Source organism: Vannielia sp. ABF1_015, assembly GCF_056160745.1.
Genome location: NZ_JBSWXT010000001.1, coordinates 291,668 through 311,033, shown reverse-complemented (window position 1 = coordinate 311,033; position 19,366 = coordinate 291,668). Strand labels below are relative to the sequence as shown.

Annotated in this window: 22 protein-coding genes; 6 read left to right on the top strand and 16 right to left on the bottom strand. The window is 64.9% G+C overall.

The genetic code is table 11. The features are described 5' to 3' along the window. Positions 1-56: 56 nt before the first annotated feature. Genes ACXAG6_RS01550 through dapE form a run of 5 tightly spaced genes read right to left on the bottom strand, consistent with a single transcriptional unit; the run spans position 57 to position 2,673 of the window. Complete coding sequence (locus tag ACXAG6_RS01550) at positions 57-491, bottom strand: GNAT family N-acetyltransferase (RefSeq protein ID WP_475334344.1); 435 nt, start codon at positions 489-491, stop codon at positions 57-59. Continuing rightward, a complete protein-coding gene (locus ACXAG6_RS01545) occupies positions 488-904 on the bottom strand; it encodes a GNAT family N-acetyltransferase (protein WP_475334343.1) in 417 nt (138 codons plus the stop codon). The genes ACXAG6_RS01550 and ACXAG6_RS01545 overlap by 4 nt, the downstream gene beginning before the upstream one ends. Beyond that, a complete protein-coding gene (locus ACXAG6_RS01540; RefSeq protein WP_475334340.1) occupies positions 901-1,212 on the bottom strand; it encodes a type II toxin-antitoxin system RelE/ParE family toxin in 312 nt (103 codons plus the stop codon). Before ACXAG6_RS01540 ends, ACXAG6_RS01545 begins: the two co-directional genes overlap by 4 nt. Continuing rightward, a complete protein-coding gene (locus ACXAG6_RS01535; RefSeq protein WP_475334339.1) occupies positions 1,212-1,478 on the bottom strand; it encodes a hypothetical protein in 267 nt (88 codons plus the stop codon). Before ACXAG6_RS01535 ends, ACXAG6_RS01540 begins: the two co-directional genes overlap by 1 nt. A gap of 46 nt (positions 1,479-1,524) precedes the next feature. Next, entirely contained in the window at positions 1,525-2,673 is a 1,149-nt protein-coding gene (gene dapE / locus ACXAG6_RS01530; protein ID WP_475334336.1) for a succinyl-diaminopimelate desuccinylase, read from the bottom strand. A gap of 297 nt (positions 2,674-2,970) precedes the next feature. Between dapE and ACXAG6_RS01525 the strand changes: the two genes are divergently transcribed. Beyond that, positions 2,971-4,566 (top strand): Hint domain-containing protein, encoded by a 1,596-nt coding sequence (locus ACXAG6_RS01525; protein ID WP_475334334.1) that lies wholly within the window; start codon positions 2,971-2,973, stop codon positions 4,564-4,566. A 94-nt stretch (positions 4,567-4,660) separates the two neighbouring features. Here the strand turns inward: ACXAG6_RS01525 and ACXAG6_RS01520 are convergent, their stop codons facing one another. The 4 genes from ACXAG6_RS01520 to ACXAG6_RS01505 all read right to left on the bottom strand — a co-directional run bounded on the left by ACXAG6_RS01520 (position 4,661) and on the right by ACXAG6_RS01505 (position 7,187). After that, positions 4,661-5,152 carry a hypothetical protein gene (locus ACXAG6_RS01520; protein WP_475334331.1) on the bottom strand — a complete coding sequence of 164 codons (492 nt, stop codon included), beginning with the start codon at positions 5,150-5,152 and terminating at the stop codon, positions 4,661-4,663. Between the two features lie 114 nt (positions 5,153-5,266). After that, positions 5,267-5,701, bottom strand: a complete 435-nt coding sequence (locus ACXAG6_RS01515; protein ID WP_475334329.1) for a hypothetical protein — start codon at positions 5,699-5,701, stop codon at positions 5,267-5,269. A 119-nt stretch (positions 5,702-5,820) separates the two neighbouring features. Next, positions 5,821-6,831 (bottom strand): TIGR00341 family protein, encoded by a 1,011-nt coding sequence (locus tag ACXAG6_RS01510; protein ID WP_475334327.1) that lies wholly within the window; start codon positions 6,829-6,831, stop codon positions 5,821-5,823. Then, positions 6,831-7,187, bottom strand: coding sequence for a hypothetical protein (locus ACXAG6_RS01505; protein ID WP_140012273.1), 357 nt, complete (start codon positions 7,185-7,187; stop codon positions 6,831-6,833). The genes ACXAG6_RS01510 and ACXAG6_RS01505 overlap by 1 nt, the downstream gene beginning before the upstream one ends. A 73-nt stretch (positions 7,188-7,260) precedes the next feature. Here ACXAG6_RS01505 and ACXAG6_RS01500 point away from each other — a divergent pair, with 73 nt between their 5' ends. Continuing rightward, a complete protein-coding gene (locus ACXAG6_RS01500) occupies positions 7,261-7,653 on the top strand; it encodes a rhodanese-like domain-containing protein (RefSeq protein ID WP_475334325.1) in 393 nt (130 codons plus the stop codon). A gap of 67 nt (positions 7,654-7,720) precedes the next feature. On the opposite strand, the gene ACXAG6_RS01495 is transcribed toward ACXAG6_RS01500, so the two are convergent. The 6 genes from ACXAG6_RS01495 to rbfA all read right to left on the bottom strand — a co-directional run bounded on the left by ACXAG6_RS01495 (position 7,721) and on the right by rbfA (position 13,365). After that, positions 7,721-8,047, bottom strand: coding sequence for a DUF3775 domain-containing protein (locus ACXAG6_RS01495; protein ID WP_475334323.1), 327 nt, complete (start codon positions 8,045-8,047; stop codon positions 7,721-7,723). A gap of 53 nt (positions 8,048-8,100) precedes the next feature. Further along, positions 8,101-8,853: an SDR family NAD(P)-dependent oxidoreductase gene (locus tag ACXAG6_RS01490; protein ID WP_475334320.1), complete on the bottom strand. Its 753-nt coding sequence runs from the start codon at positions 8,851-8,853 to the stop codon at positions 8,101-8,103. Between the two features lie 166 nt (positions 8,854-9,019). Beyond that, on the bottom strand, positions 9,020-10,258 hold the full coding sequence (locus ACXAG6_RS01485; RefSeq protein WP_475334317.1) for a DNA recombination protein RmuC: 1,239 nt from the start codon (positions 10,256-10,258) through the stop codon (positions 9,020-9,022). Beyond that, positions 10,255-12,111, bottom strand: a complete 1,857-nt coding sequence (gene mutL / locus ACXAG6_RS01480; RefSeq protein WP_475334315.1) for a DNA mismatch repair endonuclease MutL — start codon at positions 12,109-12,111, stop codon at positions 10,255-10,257. The genes ACXAG6_RS01485 and mutL overlap by 4 nt, the downstream gene beginning before the upstream one ends. Before the next feature lie 101 nt (positions 12,112-12,212). After that, positions 12,213-12,962, bottom strand: a complete 750-nt coding sequence (locus tag ACXAG6_RS01475; RefSeq protein WP_140015940.1) for a phosphodiester glycosidase family protein — start codon at positions 12,960-12,962, stop codon at positions 12,213-12,215. Further along, a complete protein-coding gene (gene rbfA / locus ACXAG6_RS01470) occupies positions 12,946-13,365 on the bottom strand; it encodes a 30S ribosome-binding factor RbfA (protein ID WP_475334313.1) in 420 nt (139 codons plus the stop codon). Before rbfA ends, ACXAG6_RS01475 begins: the two co-directional genes overlap by 17 nt. A 100-nt stretch (positions 13,366-13,465) precedes the next feature. On the opposite strand from rbfA, the gene dapB reads away from it, so the two are divergent. Then, complete coding sequence (gene dapB, locus ACXAG6_RS01465) at positions 13,466-14,284, top strand: 4-hydroxy-tetrahydrodipicolinate reductase (RefSeq protein ID WP_475334311.1); 819 nt, start codon at positions 13,466-13,468, stop codon at positions 14,282-14,284. 75 nt (positions 14,285-14,359) lie between these two features. On the opposite strand, the gene ACXAG6_RS01460 is transcribed toward dapB, so the two are convergent. Then, a complete protein-coding gene (locus tag ACXAG6_RS01460; RefSeq protein ID WP_140012265.1) occupies positions 14,360-14,545 on the bottom strand; it encodes a DUF1674 domain-containing protein in 186 nt (61 codons plus the stop codon). A 70-nt stretch (positions 14,546-14,615) separates the two neighbouring features. On the opposite strand from ACXAG6_RS01460, the gene ACXAG6_RS01455 reads away from it, so the two are divergent. The 3 genes from ACXAG6_RS01455 to purH all read left to right on the top strand — a co-directional run bounded on the left by ACXAG6_RS01455 (position 14,616) and on the right by purH (position 19,365). Further along, positions 14,616-15,839, top strand: coding sequence for an RsmB/NOP family class I SAM-dependent RNA methyltransferase (locus ACXAG6_RS01455; protein WP_475334309.1), 1,224 nt, complete (start codon positions 14,616-14,618; stop codon positions 15,837-15,839). Positions 15,840-16,026: 187 nt separating this feature from the next. Continuing rightward, positions 16,027-17,757 (top strand): heparinase II/III family protein, encoded by a 1,731-nt coding sequence (locus ACXAG6_RS01450; protein WP_475334307.1) that lies wholly within the window; start codon positions 16,027-16,029, stop codon positions 17,755-17,757. Between the two features lie 18 nt (positions 17,758-17,775). After that, the gene (gene purH, locus ACXAG6_RS01445) at positions 17,776-19,365 is read left to right on the top strand and encodes a bifunctional phosphoribosylaminoimidazolecarboxamide formyltransferase/IMP cyclohydrolase (RefSeq protein WP_475334305.1); all 1,590 of its coding nucleotides are present in this window, start codon (positions 17,776-17,778) and stop codon (positions 19,363-19,365) included. The last annotated feature ends 1 nt before the right edge of the window (position 19,366 follow it).

Here is a 19,366-nt window from a genome sequence, read left to right as displayed (position 1 = left end):
AGGCAACAGCGGATTTCGCAGGGCCACGCGATTTTGCTCTTCGCCCGCAGCCGTGCCTAAAGCGCCCGTTCCATCATCACATGAGCGATGCCGACTGAGTCGAACGCCTCTCCATACGGTGAAAAGCCGAGCCGGGCGTAGAACGGAAGTGCCGAGACCTGCGCGCCAAGGATCACACGGGTTATCCCGCCCATCTCCCGCAGCTCATCAAGCGCTGCTTGCATGAGCGCCAGCCCGAGGCCGGTGCCTCGTAGGTGTTTCAGCACACAAACCCGCCCGATCTTGCCAGTCGCGCCATCGCGCATCACTCGCGCCGTGCCCACTGGTTTGCCCCCGAGACGCGCCAACAGGTGCACCGCCCCGGCGTCCTCTTGGTCGTTTTCGACCTCCGCAGGAACCCCCTGCTCCGCCACGAAAACCTCCATCCGCAACCCGAGGCACGTGGCAAAATCTTTGGTCCGGGCGATGTGCAGGGCGGTGCCCGTTGTCATTGCAACTTCGCCGTCATCCTGCGGTGCGGCACACCCCCGTCGTCAAAGACATCGCCTTCAGCAGTAAATCCCAGCCCCTCGTAGAAGCCCATCGCCCGCACCTGCGCATCCAGCACCACGCGGGTGGCGCCCCGCTCGCGCAGCAGGTCCATTCCGGCCCGCACCAGCGCCGCGCCCAGCCCGGTGCCCCGCGCCCTCTGCACAACGCAAATCCGCCCGATCCGCCCTTCGTCCACAAACACCCTCGCCGTGCCCAACGGCTCGCCACGCTCGCTCGCCAGCAAATGCAGCGCCGCCCCGTCCTTGCCGTCAAACTCCTCCGCCTCCGAAAACCCCTGCTCGCGCATGAACACCTCGCGGCGCAGCGCAAAGCATGCATCTAGGTCGTGGGTCGGGGTGATGGTGAGGGTCATTGTGTTGGGTCGAGCCTGTGTGCCAGCTGCGCGAACAGATTCATCCGTTCGGGCAGGATTGCAATGGTTTCCGGGATGTCGTCCACGCGTGCAATCCAGAAAACCACATGCCGCCCGGAACGTGAGGAGCGAAGCCCTGATGCTATCGTTTCAAAATCTCGGTGCGGCGCGTCGGCAAGACGAGAGAACCATCTTTCAAGCTCCGAATGATAAGCCTGTGCCTGCTCTTCTCCCCAGTGCCGCGCAGTGTACTGCCATATAGCGATAATATCGGCCTCGGCGGAGAGGGTTAGCTGGTAGGCTGCCATCAGTCAGCCATGTCGGCCTTTGCTTTTGCTGCAATCTCATCCATCGACAGGCTCGAAAATTGCCCACGCCGGGCCTCTTCGATCCGAGGTTTCAGAAACGCCCGCAGTTCTTTCATGGCTTCCGCCTCGTCCTTTGCCGAAACTTCAGACGCATCCCCCAGTGCCCGGCTCATCACGAAATCCTTGATCGACTGCCCCCGAAGCGCGGCAATGGCCTTCAGCTTCCGGTGTTCTTCGGCGGTGATATCTATCGACAGGCGAGGCATGGCCCAAAGCTAACCTGCCTCGCCCCACAAAACAACATTTGTGGGTTCACGCCTCGGCGAAATAGGCCGCCAGCATCTGGCCATACACCTCTTTCAACTGGCCAATCTGCTCGACTCGCACCCTCTCATCCACCTGATGCATCCTGTGCCCGACAAGGCCGAATTCCACTACCGGGCAGTGGCTCTTCACGAAGCGCGCGTCGCTTGTCCCCCCGGTCGTCGAGGGCTCCGGCGCGCGGCCCGTCACCGCCTCCACCGCCGCGCTCACCAACGCCGAAAGTTTACCCGGCGGGGTCAGGAAGGCCTCGCCGCTCACCTTCACTTTCAACTCGACTTCCACGCCAAACTCCTCGGCCACCTGGTCGCCCTCGGCCTTCAGCCACTCGGTCAGGCCTTCACCGGTGTGCTCGTCGTTAAACCGGATGTTCGCCGTGGCCCGCGCCTGCGCCGGGATCACGTTGGTCGCCACATTGCCCACGTCGATGGTGGTGAGCGCCAGCGTGGAGGCATCGAAATGCTCGGTGCCCATATCGAGCTCGCGGCTGGCCAGCCTGTCGCAAAGTCGCGCCATGGCCGCCACCGGGTTGATCGCACGATGCGGATAGGCGCTATGCCCCTGTTTGCCGCGCAGCACGTAATGGGCGTTCATCGAGCCGCGTCGCCCGATCTTCATCATGTCGCCCATCTCTTCGAGCGAGGTCGGCTCACCGACAATGCACACATCCATCCGCTCGCCATTCTCGGCCATCCAGTCCAGCAGCGCGGTGGTGCCATCCAGCGCATCGCCCTCCTCGTCACCGGTAATCGCCAAAACCACCGAGCCCTCAGGCGGGGTATTCTGCACAAAGTCGATGGCCGCGGCCACGAAAGCGGCCACACCGCTCTTCATGTCGGTCGCCCCCCGACCATAGAGCCAGCCATCATCCTCCTGCGCGCCGAAGGGCGGAAAGGTCCACGCGTCCTCATCGCCCACCGGCACCACATCCGTGTGGCCGTTGAAGCCGAAGGATTTGCCGTTGCCCGCGCGGCCCCAGCGGGCAAACAGGTTGGATACGCCGCCGCGATCCACTCGGGTGCAGGTAAATCCGGCTGCCGAAAGCCGGTCTTCCAGTAGCAGCAGCGCTCCGCCCTCCTCTGGTGTCACAGAGGGGCACTGCACGAGGGCGCGGGTCAGCTCTACAGGGTCGGTCGTCATGGCGGGGGCTCCTTTTGCCCCCGAAATACCGCCTCCGCTTGCCGGGCACCAGTTTCGATCGGGCCGCCCCGGGGCAAGGCGCTGTTGCCGCCGCCCCACAGCCTGTGCCACCGCCAGCCAAATGTGCTGACAAGCCGCCGAAATCGTGGCATTTTTCGACAAACGAGAAAATCGACCCGAGGCAGGGCGAAGAGCAGAGGCCGGAGAGACGGGAAAACCCGCGCACCGAGCCACCCCCGAAGGACCGGCCCCGTGCCGGGCCCTCGTGCCATGCCGACGGCTCATTGAGGACAGAGCATGGTTGCGGCATCGGAACTTTCAATCAACACCAACGCCACCGCCACCAATATGGCAAACACCATCTTTGGTGACAGCGTTCAGGTGGTCTCGGCCACCTATTCCGGCGACGACCGGTCATCGGGCATCTATACGGGTGGCAACAGCACCTCGCCCGGTGTTCTGCCGGGAGATAGCGGCGTAATCCTCTCCACCGGGCGGGCAACGGATTTTACCAACAGCTACGGCGACGCCAACCAAGACACCAACACATCAAGCAACATGAACACCGGTTGGTTCAACTCGGATCCGCCGGACAGCGACTTTGAAGAGATTGCAGGGACGCGCACCTATGATGCGTCCTATCTGGATGCGACCTTCATCCCCGAAGGCGATGTGATGACCATCCAGTTCGTCTTCTCCTCAGACGAGTACCCGGAGTATGCGGACTCGATCTACAACGACATCGTCGCCGTCTGGGTTAACGGCGAATACGTCGAACTGGAGGTTGGCTCGGGCGATACCTCGGTGACCAACGTCAACCACGCCGACAATTCCAACCTCTTCATCGACAACATGGGCAGTGCCTTCAACACCGAGATGGATGGCTTCACGGTGACGATGACGCTGACCATGCCGGTGAACGCGGGCGAGGAAAACACGATCCGGATCGGCATCGCGGATACCTCCGACAGTTCGTATGATTCCAACCTGCTGATCGCCGCCGACTCGGTGCAGACAGACCTCGTGGCCATCACCGACAACCTGACCATGGGCACCGACTTCAGCAAGGAATTCGACCTTACCGGAAACGATATCGGCCCAACGGGCGCGACGATGACGATCACCCATATCAACGGTGTGGCCGTTACCGCCGGGGATAGTGTGACGCTTGGCACAGGCCAGACCGTTACGCTCAATGCCGATGGCACGATCACCGTCGACAGCGATGGGGATGATGAAGAAGTTACCTTCACCTACGCCATCAGCGACGGGCTAGGCCATACAGATACCGGCTTCGTCAAGCTCGATCAGGTGCCCTGCTTCGTCGCGGGCACGATGATCGCCACGCCAGACGGCGAAGTGCCGGTGGAGAGCCTTTCGCCGGGTGACATGGTGCTCACACATGACGACGGCCCGCAGCCGCTGCGCTGGATCGGGCGCCGTGCCGTGCCTGCAGAGGGGGCGATGGCACCGATTCATATCCGCGAAGGCACCTTCGGCCAGCATCGCGCGCTGACAATCTCACCGCTTCACCGGCTGATGATCCGCGATCCGCTCGCAGAACTTCTGTTTGGTGATGGGGAGGTGCTTGTAGCTGCCAAAGAGCTGGTCAACGGCAACTCGGTCACCCGGCTTGAGGGGGGCGAGGTAGAATATGTGCACCTACTCTTCGACCGTCACCAGGTGGTGTTCTCCGAAGGGCTCCCGACCGAGAGCTTTTTGCCGGGCGGCCAGATGCAGCACAGCTTCGAGGCAGAGATCGTGGCGGAGATTTGCGAAATCTTCCCGGAACTCGACCCGCAAACCGGGGAAGGTTACGGCCCCGCCGCCCGCCGCATGCTCTCGGGCTACGAGGCGCGGCTTTGGGCAGCGGAGGCGTTGCAGGCGGCCTAAGGCGCGGCAGTAACGCCGGATCGCGCGTTGGGGCGCGTTGCGAACTTCGCAAATGGCCCCTGATTGCGTATCGGTATCCTAAGGCCCGGCGGCCTTAGTTGCCGAGCGCGCTGGCGACCGACTTGTTCGGAGCGGCCTTGCGCTTCACACTAGAGCCAGACGAGGAAACGCGCGCGGTGCTTTCCTTGCGACCGGTGGCCGAATTCACACCCTTGTTGCGGCGAGCCTCGGCTTCGCGCTGGGCCTTGAGGCGGGCAAAGTCGCGGCGGTGGGCATCTTCGGGCTGGTAGCCAAACCACATGCGAATGCGCGTCCAAAGGCTCGGGGCCTTGCGCTGAATGGTGATCGTCTTGTCACCGCCAACGCGGCTGGTGGTTTTGGTCGACTTGATGAGGTTGCCGCCGGAGTAGCCGCTGGAGGCTGTGGATCGCTTGGTATCTGTGCTCTCGTCGAGCGCGGCGTAGTCTTCGCCGTCAGCCGCGTCGAGCGCGCCGCTTACGCCAGAAACAGACGCATATTGCATGTAGCCGATCACGCCCATTACGGCGAGGACAGCGACGATCAGGATTATCCGCACTTGTGCCATATCTTGCCTGCCTTTCCGTTCACCCGGGCATCTGGCCCGTCAGTTCTTCCTTCGGTGCAGCCGGGCACCATGCCCGCCCTCTTCATTGCTCTCTCGTCGTGGTCCGGGGGCTGGTCACTCGCCAACCCGGATCACCTTTCTTTGCGCCACCGGCGGTGCATAGGCCGGCGCGGATTCTTCTTTCTTGCGGCGAACGGTCCGAAGCCCGTCGGTTGCCGTGGTGCGCGGGGCATAGGTGCCCGTGCTCGATGTCGTCCCGCTGCCTGAGCTATTGCTCACGCGGCGCTGTGTGTTGGTTGCGCTCTTCTGCGGGGCACCGCTGGCCTGCGGCAGGCGCGAGGTCACAACCCTGTCGTCTGCGGGCGCAGTGCCCTCCATATCAAGGCCGGGGGCGGCCCATCCGGCGTCATCTCTCTCAAGCCCAAGTGCCAGTTCCGCGAGATATCCCGGCTCGGTCACAAACTTGTAGCCAAGCCAGCCCATACCCAGCATGGCTGCGATCATCACGGCGTTGAGCGCCCATTTGATCGCGGCAATTGATTGTTTCATGGGTGCGCACAGGCCTCATTTTCAGTCGCTTTCCATCTAGGCGGGAAAGCGCGGCACAAATGGGGCGGGCTTGGGGTATTGGTGGGAATTCTCGGTTAATTGCCCTGCAAAGCGGCGGATTATATCCCCGGCACGTATCCGTGGCCCGCTGCCCAAAGCGCCAGCGCCATGAGCAGCACCAAGGCCCCCGACGCCCCAAGCGCCACCCGAACGCTGGTTTTGTGGTCGGAGCCTTCCCAGCGGCGGGGGCGAATGCCCTTGAGCAGAAATACAACCTGCGCGGCAAGATTGATGGCCACGATATTCGTCATCACCGTCGCCAATGCCCGTAGCGCATTGGGAATATCCCAGACGCCGACAAAGAGACCAAAGGCGGCGAGAGGGGGCAACAGGGCGGCGGCCACCATGACGCCGACAAGGCCGGTGGTCTGCCCGCCCGACATCATCAGCGCGGCCACCGCCCCGCCCGCGAGGGGCAGAGCCACGGTGCGCAGGCTGAGTACACCGGAGAAATCCATCATCGACGTGTCGGGGTAGGAGCCGGGCATGATGAGCCCCAGGGCAATACCCACGGCCGTGGCCACCAAAAGCCCCGCCCCAAGGGCGCGTGTCGCAACGCCGAGCAGCGCAAAGTTGCCCAGCGCGGTGCCGAAGGCGAAGGCCATGATAGGGCCAAGCAAGGGCGCAATGACCATCGCGCCGATAACCACCGCCACCTGCCCCTGGCTCAGGCCAATGGCCGCCACCATCGCCGCCAGCGCCGTCATCACAAGGTAATCGACCGTCAGCGCCGTGCCCTGCCGCACCTCGCGATAGATCTCTTCACGGGCGCTTACGCTCTCCTTCTCGGCGCGGCGGCTTTCCTCATCGTCGTCATCGAGTTCCGGCAGGCTGGCCTCGGTGGGCACCGAGAACAGCCGCCAGTCTTTCTCGCTTTCCAGCGCGTCACTGATGGCGTCCATCACCTCCTGCGTGTCGCGTTTGAAGAGCGCCACGCAGAGCATCTGGCGGCCCTCATCCTTGTCGGCAGGCAGGCGCCACCAATGATCCGGGGGCAGCTCCTTCAGGCAGTCCACCACCGTGTCGATCTGTTCGGTTGTCGCAATGACCTGAAGCAGGCGGTCGGCCATCAGGCCTCCCCGCCTTCATGGGTGCTCTCATCGAAGAAGGGAGTCATCTGAGCCACAATCACGGCGTTCTCTTCCGCGGCCCGGGCCATCAGCCCGCGCTCATCTTCGCCAATCTCATGGCCCTGCGCCTCGCGCTCTTCCAGCGTGCCGTAGCCGGTGACATCGAGCGGGGCCATGTCGGCCTGCTTGAGGATGGCCACTGTCTCGCGCACAGCCTCGGCCTCGTCCACACCCGCCGCATAGCACATCAGCGCCGCGCCCTTTGCCCCGTCGGGCAGGCCGTCACCGGGCTTGCGGCCCACTTCCACCAGCAGCGTATAAACCGCCTGAGGCTTCTTTTCCTTGCGCGGGGCCATGTCATATCCTCCTGTCTAGGCTAGGTGTTCCGGTAGGCGGATGAAGTCAAGCAAGACCGAGGGGGAGAAGGCGATGAAACGAGTAAAGGATATGGTGGCCGAGGCCAATGCGGTGGTGTCACACGCCCCGGCGGCAAAGGTGCTGGGCGCGCATGGCCAGCCAGGCGTTACCTTCGTTGATCTGCGCGATCCGCGCGAGCTTGACCGGGAGGGGATGATCCCCGGCGCCTTCCACTGCCCGCGCGGGATGCTGGAGTTTTGGATCGACCCGCAAAGCCCTTATGCCAAGGAGCAGTTCCAGAGCGGCGGGCGCTTCGTGTTTTATTGCGCGTCGGGCTGGCGCTCGGCGCTGTCGGCAAAGGTGGCGCAGGAGATGGGGCTAGAGGGCGTGAGCCACATCACCGACGGTTTCGCAGGCTGGAAAAAGGCGGGCGGGCCGGTTGAGGAGCGCCCCAAGAAGGGCTGACACAGAAGTAGCCCGCTGATGCGGCGTCAGCTCACCCACAACGGAGCCGCGATGCAAGGGAATCAGCTCAGGGCCGCTCGCGCAAATGGTCCTCGGCCTCAGCCACGTTAATATCAAGCGCATCCAACCCGTCTTCCAGCATGTCGGCAAGCTGCGGCTCGCCGCCAAGATAGGTTTCGGTCGGCGTGGTCTTCTCGGCCACCGCCATACGGCGCGCTTCTTCGATGTCATCCGCATCATAGCTGCCGCGCCCCACCCACATCAGCGCCACGAGGCTCGATTGCTCGTCCTCGTTCAGCCCAGCAATGTAGCTGCGGGTTGAAACACCGTCGCTGCCGTACTCCCGCGCGAGCGCGATAACACGGACGATCTTCTGCATGGATATATCGAGCATGGCCGCACCTCCTGTGCGAAGTCTGACACTGCGCGCCCGGGGTTTCCAGCCCCTCAGAGCTGAGAGCGGAACAGGCGATAATAGAGCCAGTTGGGCATCAGTTGCGACAACCGCACAACCCAGCCCCGCATTGTGGGGAAACTCCGCTGGAAGACATCATCGTTCATATGCTCAAAGAGCTCCCGCGCGGCGGCTTCCGAGGTCATGACAGAGGGGGGCAGGGCGGCGGGGGTGTCTCCCTCTGCGGTCGGCTCGGGCTCGATCACGTGGCCGGGGCAGGCCAGCTGGACCTGAACGCCGGAGTTGCGCAGTTCGGCATAGAGTTCTTCGGCAAGGTGCATCACCGCAGCCATAGAGGTGCCATAGCCGATTTCACCGGGCAGCCCGCGGTAGGCCGAGAGGCCAGCGACCAGCAGCAGGTGGCCTTTATCGGCCTCCACCATTCCGGGCAGTACCGCGCCCACGGTGTTCAACGCGCCGTCGAGGTTACGGTCGATCACCTTCTTGATCGCGGCAGTGTCCCAAGTGCGGGCCCCATGGCCGCCCTGGCCATCGGGCAGGTAAATCACGCCATCGACAGCGCCTACATCCTTTGCGGCCACGCTCATGGCTTCAGCATCCGAAACGTCAGCCGTCATTGCGGAGGCCTTGCCGGGTAGCATCTCGGCCAGTTTTTCCATGGCTTCGGGCTCGGCGCTGGTCAGCATCAGCTCGGCACCCACACGAGAGAGTTGATCGGCCAGAGCCCGGCCAAGCGCGGAGCCTGCACCAATAATCCAATACCGTTTACCCTGCCATTCGATCATGAAATCTCTCTCCTCCGTAAAGCTCTGAGTTGTTCAAATGCGGTCACCGGCGCGGGGTGATTCTGCGCCGTACCTATCCAACTATAACGCGTGGGCCACGGGGAGGTTCAACTCGGCGGCTGGATGACGTTCAAATTCACGCCATTGCCCGCGAATTGAGCAGGTTTCAGCGTGTGGAGCCGGAAGGTGGGCCAGTAAGGGGGACAACCTGCCCGCCATCCGCCGGTGCAAGTTCCTCGAAATCGAAGCTGTCGAGCCGATGTGCGCGTTTGCCGGCCTTCTCGGCAGAGATCTTGATATCCTCGATGTCTTTCGCCGCCTGCCCGAAGTGTCGGTCAAGGTTGCCAACGCGGGTGCCCAGCCGCTCAACATCGCCGTGCAACAGCGCCAGTTCCTTGCGGATCGCGCCCGCCTGCTCCCGCATTCGCGCGTCCTTCAGCACCGCCCGCATGGTGTTGAGCGTTGCCATGCAGGTGGTGGGTGAAACGATCCAGACCCGCGCGGCAAAACCTTCGCGCACAACCTCGGGGAAGTTGGCATGCAACTCGGCATAAACCGCCTCGGACGGCAAAAACATCAGTGCCCCGTCGGCGGTTTCGCCTTCCAAAATGTACTTCTCGGAGATGGCGGAGATATGGGCCTTCACCGCCGTGCGCATCGCCCGGGCGGCGGCAGTCTTGTCTGAGTCACTCGCGGCATTGCGAAGCTGTTCGTAAGCCTCCAGCGGAAACTTGGCGTCAATGACGATGGGCCCGGGTGGGTTTGGCAGGTGAATCAGGCAATCCGCCCGCTTGCCATTCGCCAGAGTGGCCTGCAGCGTGTAGCTGTCGCGCGGGAGGGCCTTGGAGACAATGTCGTTTAGCTGAATCTCCCCAAAGGCACCCCGGGTCTGCTTGTTGGAGAGAATGTCCTGCAACCCCAGCACATCGCCCGAGAGTTTCTCGATATTCGCCTGCGCCTTGTCGATCTGCGCCAGCCGCTCGGTGAGCTGGGTCAGCGAGGTGGTAGTGGCTTTGGAAGAGCCGGAGAGGGTCTCAGTCACCTTTTCCTGCATATCGTTGAGAGTGCGTGCTGAATGCAGCGCCGTCTGATGCAACCGGTCGGCCATCTGCGCCTGCACCTCGGCCAGTCGGGCTTCCATGGCAGAGACAATCTGAGCCTGCCCGTTTTGCTGGCTTTCAGACACCGAGGCGATCCGCCCGCCAAGCTCGTGCTGCCCCTGCGCCAAGGCTTCCACCGCGCGCGACACGGTGCCAATCTGCCCCGCAGCCTCGGCGGCCCGGCCCGCACGGCGCACGGTGGTGATGAGCAGCGCCAGCAGCACAAGGGCGATGAGGGCCCCGGCCAACAGCACCAGCGTGGCCGGATCGTCCAGCCGGAGGGTGAAGGGGGCCGTTTCGTTCATCGCCGCCCGAAGAGCCGCTCGATATCGTGCAGCTTCAGTTCCACATAGGTGGGCCGCCCGTGGTTGCACTGGCCGGAGTGGGGGGTGGCTTCCATCTCGCGCAGCAGGGCGTTCATCTCCTCGGCCCGCATGCGGCGGCCCGAGCGGATGGAACCGTGGCAGGCAACGCGCGAGAGGATCGCTTCGATCTTTTCCTGCACCAGCTGGCTTTCGCCAATGTCATCCAGCTCGTCCAGCACATCCCGCAGCAGGGCCTCGGCGTTGATCTCCCCGAGAATCGCCGGGGTTTCGCGCACGGCGATGGAGCCGGCGCCGAAGGGCTCCAGCGTCAGCCCCATGCGGGTGAAGGTTTCTGCATGGGTCAGCAGGGTCGCGGCATCCTGCGCCGAAAGTTCCACGATCTCGGGGATCAGCAGCGCCTGCGCGGCCACGCCGTTTTCGGCCATCTGGCGCTTCAGCTTTTCGTAGACGAGGCGCTCATGCGCGGCGTGCTGATCGACAATGACCATGCCGGTCTCGGTCTGGGCGATGATGTAATTTTCGTGCACCTGCCCCCGCGCCGCGCCTAGCGGGTGGTGGGTGAGGGGCTCATCCACACCCTGCGGGGTGTCCTCGACCCGGCCCGTCGGCGCTTCTGCAAAACCCATCGGCTCAATCACCGGCGATGGGAACCGGTAGCTCTGCGCGCGTTCGCTCGCGGGCCGGTCCATCTGATACACGCGCGGCGGCTCCTCCGCCGCCCGTTCAGGCGTCATCGCCCCCAGCACCTCGCCCGCCACGGTGGTTGAGGCGCGGTGCCCTGCGTCGGCCAGCGCATGGCGAATGCCCGAAACGATCAGCCCCCGCGCCACGCCCGGTTCGCGAAAGCGCACTTCCGACTTGGCCGGGTGCACGTTCACATCCACCCGCTGCGGATCGACATCAAGAAACAGCACTGCCGCCGGGTGGCGGTCGCGGCTGAGGTAGTCGGCATAAGCGCCACGCAGAGCGCCGATCAGCAGCTTGTCCTTCACCGGCCGTCCGTTGACGAAGAGAAACTGCGCCACTGAGGAGCCGCGCGAATAGGTCGGCAGCGCCGCGTAGCCCGTCAGGTGCAGCCCCTCGCGCTCGGCATCTAGGCGGATCGCGTTTTCGGCAAAGTCACGCCCCAGCACGGTGGCAAGGCGGCCCGCGAGTGCGTCAAAGAGATCGCCCGATTGCGCATCGGCGCGGAAGGTGGTGCGGGGCTCGCCGGAGGTTTCGTCGCGTAGGGTGAAGCTGGTGAAGGGCTCGGCCATCGCCAGCCGTTTCACCACCTCCGATATGGCCTGAGTTTCCGCCCGGTCGGAGCGAAGGAACTTAAGGCGCGCCGGGGTGGCATAAAACAGATCGCGCAGCTCAACCACCGTGCCGGATGTGAGCGCCGCCGGTTTCACCTCGCCGAGGCTGCCGCCGGTGCAAGAAATCCGTGCGGCATCGCCAGACGCGCAGCGGGAAGTGATAACAAGCCGCCCTACCGCGCCGAGCGAGGGCAGCGCCTCGCCGCGAAAGCCAAAGGAGCGGATGTCCAGCAGATCAGAGCCGTCGATCTTGGAGGTGGCGTGGCGAGAGAGCGCCAGCGGCAGATCGGCAGCGGGAATGCCGCAGCCGTCGTCGGTGACGCGGATCAGGGTCTTGCCGCCGTGCGAGATCGTCACGTCGATCCGGGTGGCCCCCGCATCAAGCGCATTCTCGATCAGTTCTTTAACGGCGGATGCCGGGCGCTCAACCACCTCGCCCGCGGCGATCCGGTTGATAACCGTTTCGTCGAGTTGCCGGATTTGCGGCAGATCGAGGCTCGTCTTAGGGCCTATATTGAGGTGGGGCGCATTCATGCCACTAGGGGTAGCATGGGGCGGAGCGATTCTGCGAGGGGTTTTGTCGGGCGTTTCGGGGCAGGGCGAGGCTGGCGGGGCCTTGGCGGGTAGCCGCGAAATCAGCCTTTTGGCACCACGGCGCCCACCAGCGGGCCGAGCGGAAACCCGGTGTCATGCCGCCCGATCGAGGGGGCAAAGAGCCGCGAGACGGAGCCGTCGAAATACAGCGCATTCGGGGTTTTGAGCGCATCACGAAACAGGGTGCCAAACTCCCAGAAGGTGACCCGCTCGTCGGAGATGACGAAATGCACGGTCTGGCCATCCGCCGCGACGCCCACGCCATTGCGAAAATGCCGCGATGTGCTGTCTTTCAGAAAGCGCGGGTGCAGCTTGCCGTCCAGCACCAGCATCGGGCCGGATTGCGAGGCGTAGCGGCAGGCGGGTGGGTTGGCGCGATAGGCGAGGGTTTCCACAACGGCGGCGCGGTTCTCCATCAGGCAGAAAACGCCGTTGGGCAGGAGGCCAAAATTGCCCGGCCCCGGGTTGGCAACAAGCGGCGCCGTCTGGCGGCCCTCTTCGAGGTAAAGGCCAACCGGCCTGCGATCTTCGTGATACATGCCCGCGTTCATCGCGAAGGTCAGGGCAAGGCCCTCTTCCGCCAGCATGTCTTCCAGCCGGGCGAAACTGCCGATCACCCTACCGCCGTCGGAGTGAAACAGGCGAATATCATCTGCCGCGGCATCCAGCGTGCAAAGCGTATAAGCCCGGCCCTGATGGGCGATGTCGCGGCAGGCTGGCGCGGCAGAGAGCGGCGCAGCGGTGAGCAGCGCAAGCAGCGGGGCCAGAAGGCGCTTAATCCGCGGCGTCATCATCTTCATCGGTTTCGATGTCGCGCCGCACACGCTCTTCCGAAAACATCCGCCGGGTGTCATCCATCCGGTCGAAGGTTTCATCGAGCTGAAAGCGCAACTCGGGCGAAAACTTGAGCGCCAGCGATTTGTTGACGGCGCGGCGCAGCTCCGAGCGGTTGCGGCGCAGGGCCTCCAAGGCCTCTTGAGCATGAAAGCCGCCAAGCGGCATCACATAGGCTGTGGCCACTTTCAGATCGGGGGAGCAGCGCACTTCGCTGACGGTGATCGAGATTCGCCCGAGATCATCGTCATGCACCTCGCCGCGCTGAAGCACCTGTGCCAATGCCCGCCGAATGGTTTCACCCACGCGGAGCTGACGCTGCGAGGGGCCGGACCCTTCATGAAACTTGTTCTTCGCCATGGCCCGGACATAAGACGCCGGTTCGGCTCGCGCAAGGCGGGCTTTGCGCCGCGCCGCCGCGTCAGCTAAACGGGGCCGAACGCAAGAAGGACGATGTGAGATGATGGATGTGCCCGGGATCGTGGTGATGGGAGCCTCCGGCCGGATGGGTCGGATGCTGGTGCAGAGCGTGCAGGAAAGCCCGGTGATGCGGCTGGCCGGGGCGCTGGAGCGCGAGGGCCACGAGTGGATTGGCCGCGACGTGGGCGAAGCCATGGGCGGCGCAGCGCTGGGCGTGCAAGTCACGGCAGACCCGTTGGAGGCCATGGCAAAGGCGCAAGCGGTAATCGACTTCACCGCCCCCGCCGCAACGGTTGAGGTAGCCGCGCTGGCCGCGCAAGCGCGGGCGGTGCATGTGATCGGCACCACCGGGCTCACGGATGACGACATCGAGAAAATCGACCTCGCCGCGCGCCACGCCGTGATCGTGCGGGCTGGCAACATGTCTCTCGGGGTCAACCTGCTGACAGTTCTGGTGAAGAAAGTGGCCGCTGCGCTCGATGAAGACTTCGACATCGAGGTGGTCGAGGCGCATCACCGGCACAAGGTGGACGCGCCCTCTGGCACTGCGCTGATGCTGGGCGAGGCGGCTGCCGAGGGGCGCGGTCATGGGCTGAAAGAGGTGTATGAGGCCGCGCGCGACGGGATAACCGGGGCGCGCAAGCGCGGGCAGATCGGCTTTTCGGCCATCCGCGGCGGCGACATCATCGGCGAGCATGACGTGATCTTCGCCGGGCCGGGCGAGCGGCTGACGATCTCGCACAGCGCGACCGACCGGAGCCTCTTTGCCAAGGGCGCGCTGAAGGCGGCGCTCTGGGGGCAGGGCCGCAAGCCGGGCCATTACTCGATGCTGGATGTTCTGGGGCTAAGCGAAAGCTAGGCCAGGCAGGCTCATTGGCCCCTCCAGGGCCCTCTTCGCCCGGGCGAGGACGCCTCGAAGGGCGAACGAGCCCCCTCAGAAGTCGATCGCCAACCCCTTTTTCTCCCAGTCGCCATAGCGCACCGGTTCGGGGCCGTCGCGGCCTCCGAGTTCTTTCGGTAGCTCATCGGCCTTGGCGGCCTTGCGGCGCTCTTCGGCCTCGGCCAGCGCGCGCTGGGCCTCAGGAGGCAGGTCTTTCTTGGTCTCGGGGCGGTCGGCCATCACGGCGCTCCTTGTCAGGGCTCGGCTCGTGATATAGCCCGCGAGACCTGACGGGAAAAGGGGAAGGCCCATGGCCGATGCGGCGCGGGAGCTGGCACTTTCATTCATCAAGGGCGTTCTGGCGCAGCGGATCATGATGTCGGATCTTGTGGCGGCCACGCAGGCGCCACCTGAGGTGCTGGCGCGCGCGCAGCGGCTTGCCGGTGCCACCCTGCGCAACATTGGCCCGGCCGATGCAGCCCTGAAGCCCTACCTCAAAAAGGCACCGCCCGCCCCCGTGCGCGATGTGCTGCGGCTGGCCACGGTGGAACTTCTGGCGTTGGACGAGGCGGCGCATGGGGTGGTGAGCGAGGCGGTGAGCCTGACCCGGCAGGCCAGCCCCCGCGCGACCGGTATGGCCAATGCAGTGCTGCGCAAGGTGGCGCAAGAGGGGCAGGCGGCCTTCGATGCCGCGCCGCCCACGCGCTTGTCAAACTGGCTGCGCGGGCGGCTAGGGGCGGCCTATGGCAATGCCGTGGTGGCGCAGATCGAAGCCGCCCACGGTGCAGGCGCGCCGCTGGACCTGACAGCAAAGGGCGATGCGGCGGCGCTGGCCGAGGCGACGGGCGGCACGCTGCTGCCCACGGGATCCGTCCGGATCACCGGGCCCGTGCAGGTAACCGCGCTGCCGGGGTTCGCAGAGGGGGACTTCTGGGTGCAAGACGCCGCCGCGGCCTTGCCCGTCAAATTGCTGAACGCCCAGCCGGGCGAGCGGGTGCTCGATCTCTGCGCCGCGCCCGGCGGCAAGACAATGCAGCTCGCGGCAGCGGGGGCAGATGTGGTGGCGCTGGATCTCTCAACGCGGCGGCTCGGCCGGGTGGACGAAAATCTCTCGCGCACCGGCCTCGCTGCGCAGCTTGTGCCGGGCGATGCGCTCAAATGGGAGCCGGAGGAGCAGTTTGACGCAATCCTGCTCGACGCGCCCTGCTCGGCCACCGGCACCATCCGCCGCCACCCCGATCTGCCGCATGTGAAGGATGGCAAGGGCCTCAAGGAGTTGTTCGCGCTTCAGGCGGCGATGCTGGAGCGGGCGATGAACTGGCTGAAGCCCGGCGGGCGTCTGGTCTATTGCACCTGCTCGCTCTTGCCCGAAGAAGGCGAGGCGCAGGTGGCCGGCCTCAACCCTGTCCAGCCCGAGGCGGAGTGGATCGAAGATGGTTGGCGCGCGGGCAACAGCCTGCGGCTCAGGCCGGATTTCTGGAGCGAGCGCGGCGGGATGGACGGGTTTTTCATCGCCGTTCTGCACAAGCCATAGGGCCGGGCCGTGGGGCAGGGGAGGCGGAAGCCGGGTTCCGCCCGTTTCCAATCAGGCCCATTTCGCCGGTGACACCCGCGCCGCGCCGCCTTATTCTATTCCAAAATCAACAAACCGCCCAACACGGCGACCCGAGAGCATGATGGCAGGCACCCTCGCAAAGCATCCCTCCGCGAAGTGGACACGCATGGCCAACCGGCTGCAGGCTCGGCTGGCCACTTGGGCGCGTCCGGCCACGGCCTTCACCAGCCAGCCCGAACCGCGCACCATCGGCAGCTTTGCCAAGGGGCGGCAGCTTGTGGCGGGCACCTATCTCTTCGCCGGCTACCTCGTGGAAGCGCAGGGCGATGACCGCTCGATCTGGGACATGCCTGCGCCAGCGCCCGACTTCACCGAGGCGCTGATGGGCTTTTCGTGGCTCGATGATCTAGCCGCCGTTGGCGATCTATGCGCACGCAAGAAGGCGCAGGCCTGGACATGGCTGTGGATCGAGCGCTTCGGGCAGGGTCAGGGCGCGGGCTGGACACCCGATCTCACAGGGCGGCGGCTGATCCGCTGGATCAACCACGCGATCTTTCTGCTCAACGGGCGAAACCCCGAGCAGAGCCAAGCCTATTTCAAGGCGCTGGCCGGGCAGGCGCGCTTTCTGTCACGCCGCTGGCGTTCTGCCGCGCCGGGGTTGCCGCGTTTCGAGGCGCTGACCGGGCTGATCTATGCCGGGCTGTCGCTGAAAGGCATGGAGGCCCGGGTTGGCCCGGCCCTCCGGGCGCTGTCGAAGGAATGTGACCGACAGGTCGATGCCGAAGGCGGCATTCCCACCCGCAACCCCGAAGAGCTGATGGAGGTCCTGACGCTGCTCACATGGGTCACCCATGCGCTGGTCGAGGCAGATCACCCCATTCCCCGCCCCCTCACCGGTGCCATCGCCCGGATCACCCCCACCCTGCGCGCCCTGCGCCATGCCGATGGCGGTCTCGCGCGCTTTCATGGCGGCGGGCGTGGGCTGGAGGGGCGGCTGGATGCTGCGCTGGTTGCGTCTGGCGTGCGCGACGGGCCGGGTGAAGGGCTGTCGATGGGCTATGCGCGCCTCGCCGCCGGTCGCACCACCGTGATCGTCGATGCAGCCCGCCCCCCGCAGGGCCCCGCCTCGGCCCGCGCCCATGCCTCAACACTGGGTTTCGAGCTGACATCGGGCCGCCGCCCGGTGATCGTCGGCTGCGGTTCGGGGGCGAGCTTTGGTGAAAGCTGGCGCCGTGCAGGCCGCGCGACCGCCTCACACTCCACGCTCGCAGTCGAGCGCTACTCCTCGTCCCGGCTGGCCACGGCGAGCGGGCAGCGAGGCGAGTTTCTGGAGGATGTGCCGCGCCAGGTGAAGGTGGAACGCACTGCCGATGATACCGGCATCCATCTGCTGGCGGGCCATGATGGCTATAGCTCCACCCACGGCCTCACCCACATGCGGCGGCTCAACCTCGACCCGGCGGGCCGCCTCCTGTCTGGCACCGACACCCTGCGCGCCTTCACCGAAGACGCCCGCCGCGCCTTCGACGCGGCGATGACGCGTATGCAGCTTCAAGGCGTGGCCTTTACCGCACATTTCCACCTGCATCCCGATGTCGACGCGACAATCGACATGGGCGGCATGGCGGTGTCGATGGCGCTGAAGTCAGGCGAGATCTGGGTCTTCCGCTACACCGGCAGTGCCGAGCTGTCTCTGGAGCCTTCGGTCTACCTCGAACAGGGGCGGATCAAGCCAAGAGCGGCGCGTCAGATCGTCCTTTCTGCCAAAGTCATGGATTACGGGCACGAGATCGGCTGGACCTTGGCGAAAGCACAGGATACCCCGCTCGCCATCCGAGATACGCTCCGCGCGCCCTACGACGATGACGCCGAGGATGAGGACGCGGGGCAGGGCTGACCGAGGGGGCCGATGCCGATGAGTAACCTGCAACCGATCCGCCGTGCGCTGTTTTCCGTTTCCGACAAGGAAGGGCTGGTGGAGCTTGCTGAGCTTCTGGCCAAGCGCGGCATTGAGATTCTGTCAACCGGCGGCAGCGCCGGGATGCTGCGCGAGGCGGGCATTGATGTGCGCGACGTGGCCGATGTGACGGGCTTCCCCGAGATGATGGACGGACGGGTGAAAACGCTGCACCCGCGCGTGCACGGCGGGCTTCTTGCGCTGCGCGATAACGAGGCGCACGTGGCCGCGATGAGCGAGCACGAGATTCAGCCGATCGACCTGCTCGTTGTCAATCTCTACCCCTTCGAGGCCACCGTGGCGAAGGGCGCGGATTACGACACCTGCATCGAAAACATCGACATCGGCGGCCCGGCGATGATCCGCGCCGCAGCCAAAAACCATGCCTTCGTGAACGTGGTGACCGATGTCGAGGATTACGCCTCGCTGATCGCCGAGCTGGATGAGAACGACGGCAAAACCACCCTCGCCTTCCGCCAGCAGCTTGCCCAAACCGCCTATGCCCGCACCGCTGCCTATGACGCTGCGGTGAGCACATGGATGGCGGGCGCAATCGGCCAGCCCACCCCGCGCCGCCGCGCCTTTGCCGGCACGCTGGCCTCCACCATGCGCTATGGCGAAAACCCGCATCAGAGCGCGGCCTTCTACACCGATGGTTCAAACCGCCCCGGCGTGGCCACCGCCGAGCAGCATCAGGGCAAGGCGTTGAGCTACAACAACATCAATGACACCGATGCCGCCTTCGAGCTGGTCAGCGAGTTTGCCGTGCAAGACGGCCCGGCCTGCGCAATCATCAAGCACGCCAACCCCTGCGGCGTGGCCCGTGGCGAAACGCTGGAAGAGGCCTACCGCCGCGCCTTTGACTGTGACCGCACCTCCGCGTTCGGCGGCATCATCGCACTGAACCACACGCTCGATGGTGCCACCGCCCGCGCCATTTCCGAGATCTTCACCGAGGTGGTCATCGCCCCCCGTGCCGATGACGAGGCCAAGGCGGTGTTTGCCGCCAAGAAAAACCTGCGCCTGCTCACCACCGGCGCATTGGCCGATCCGCGCGAGGCAATGCTCACCTATCGGCAGGTCAGCGGCGGGATGCTGGTGCAAGACAAGGACGTCGGCCACATCGCCAAGGATGACCTGAAGGTCGTGACCAAGGTGCAGCCAACCGACGAGCAACTGAACGACCTGCTCTTTGCATGGACCGTGGGCAAACACGTGAAATCCAACGCGATCATCTACGTCAAGGACGGTGCCACCGTGGGCGTGGGGGCCGGCCAGATGAGCCGTGTGGATTCCAGCCGCATCGCCGCCCGCAAGAGCCTTGATATGGCCGAGGCGCTGGGCCTCTCCGAGCCGCTGACCAAAGGCTCCGTGGTGGCCTCCGATGCGTTCTTCCCCTTCGCCGATGGCCTGATGGCCGCGGTCGAGGCGGGCGCAACGGCGGTGATCCAGCCGGGCGGGTCGATGCGGGATGACGAGGTAATTGCCGCCGCCGATGAGGCGGGCATTGCCATGGTCTTCACCGGCATGCGCCACTTCCGGCACTGAG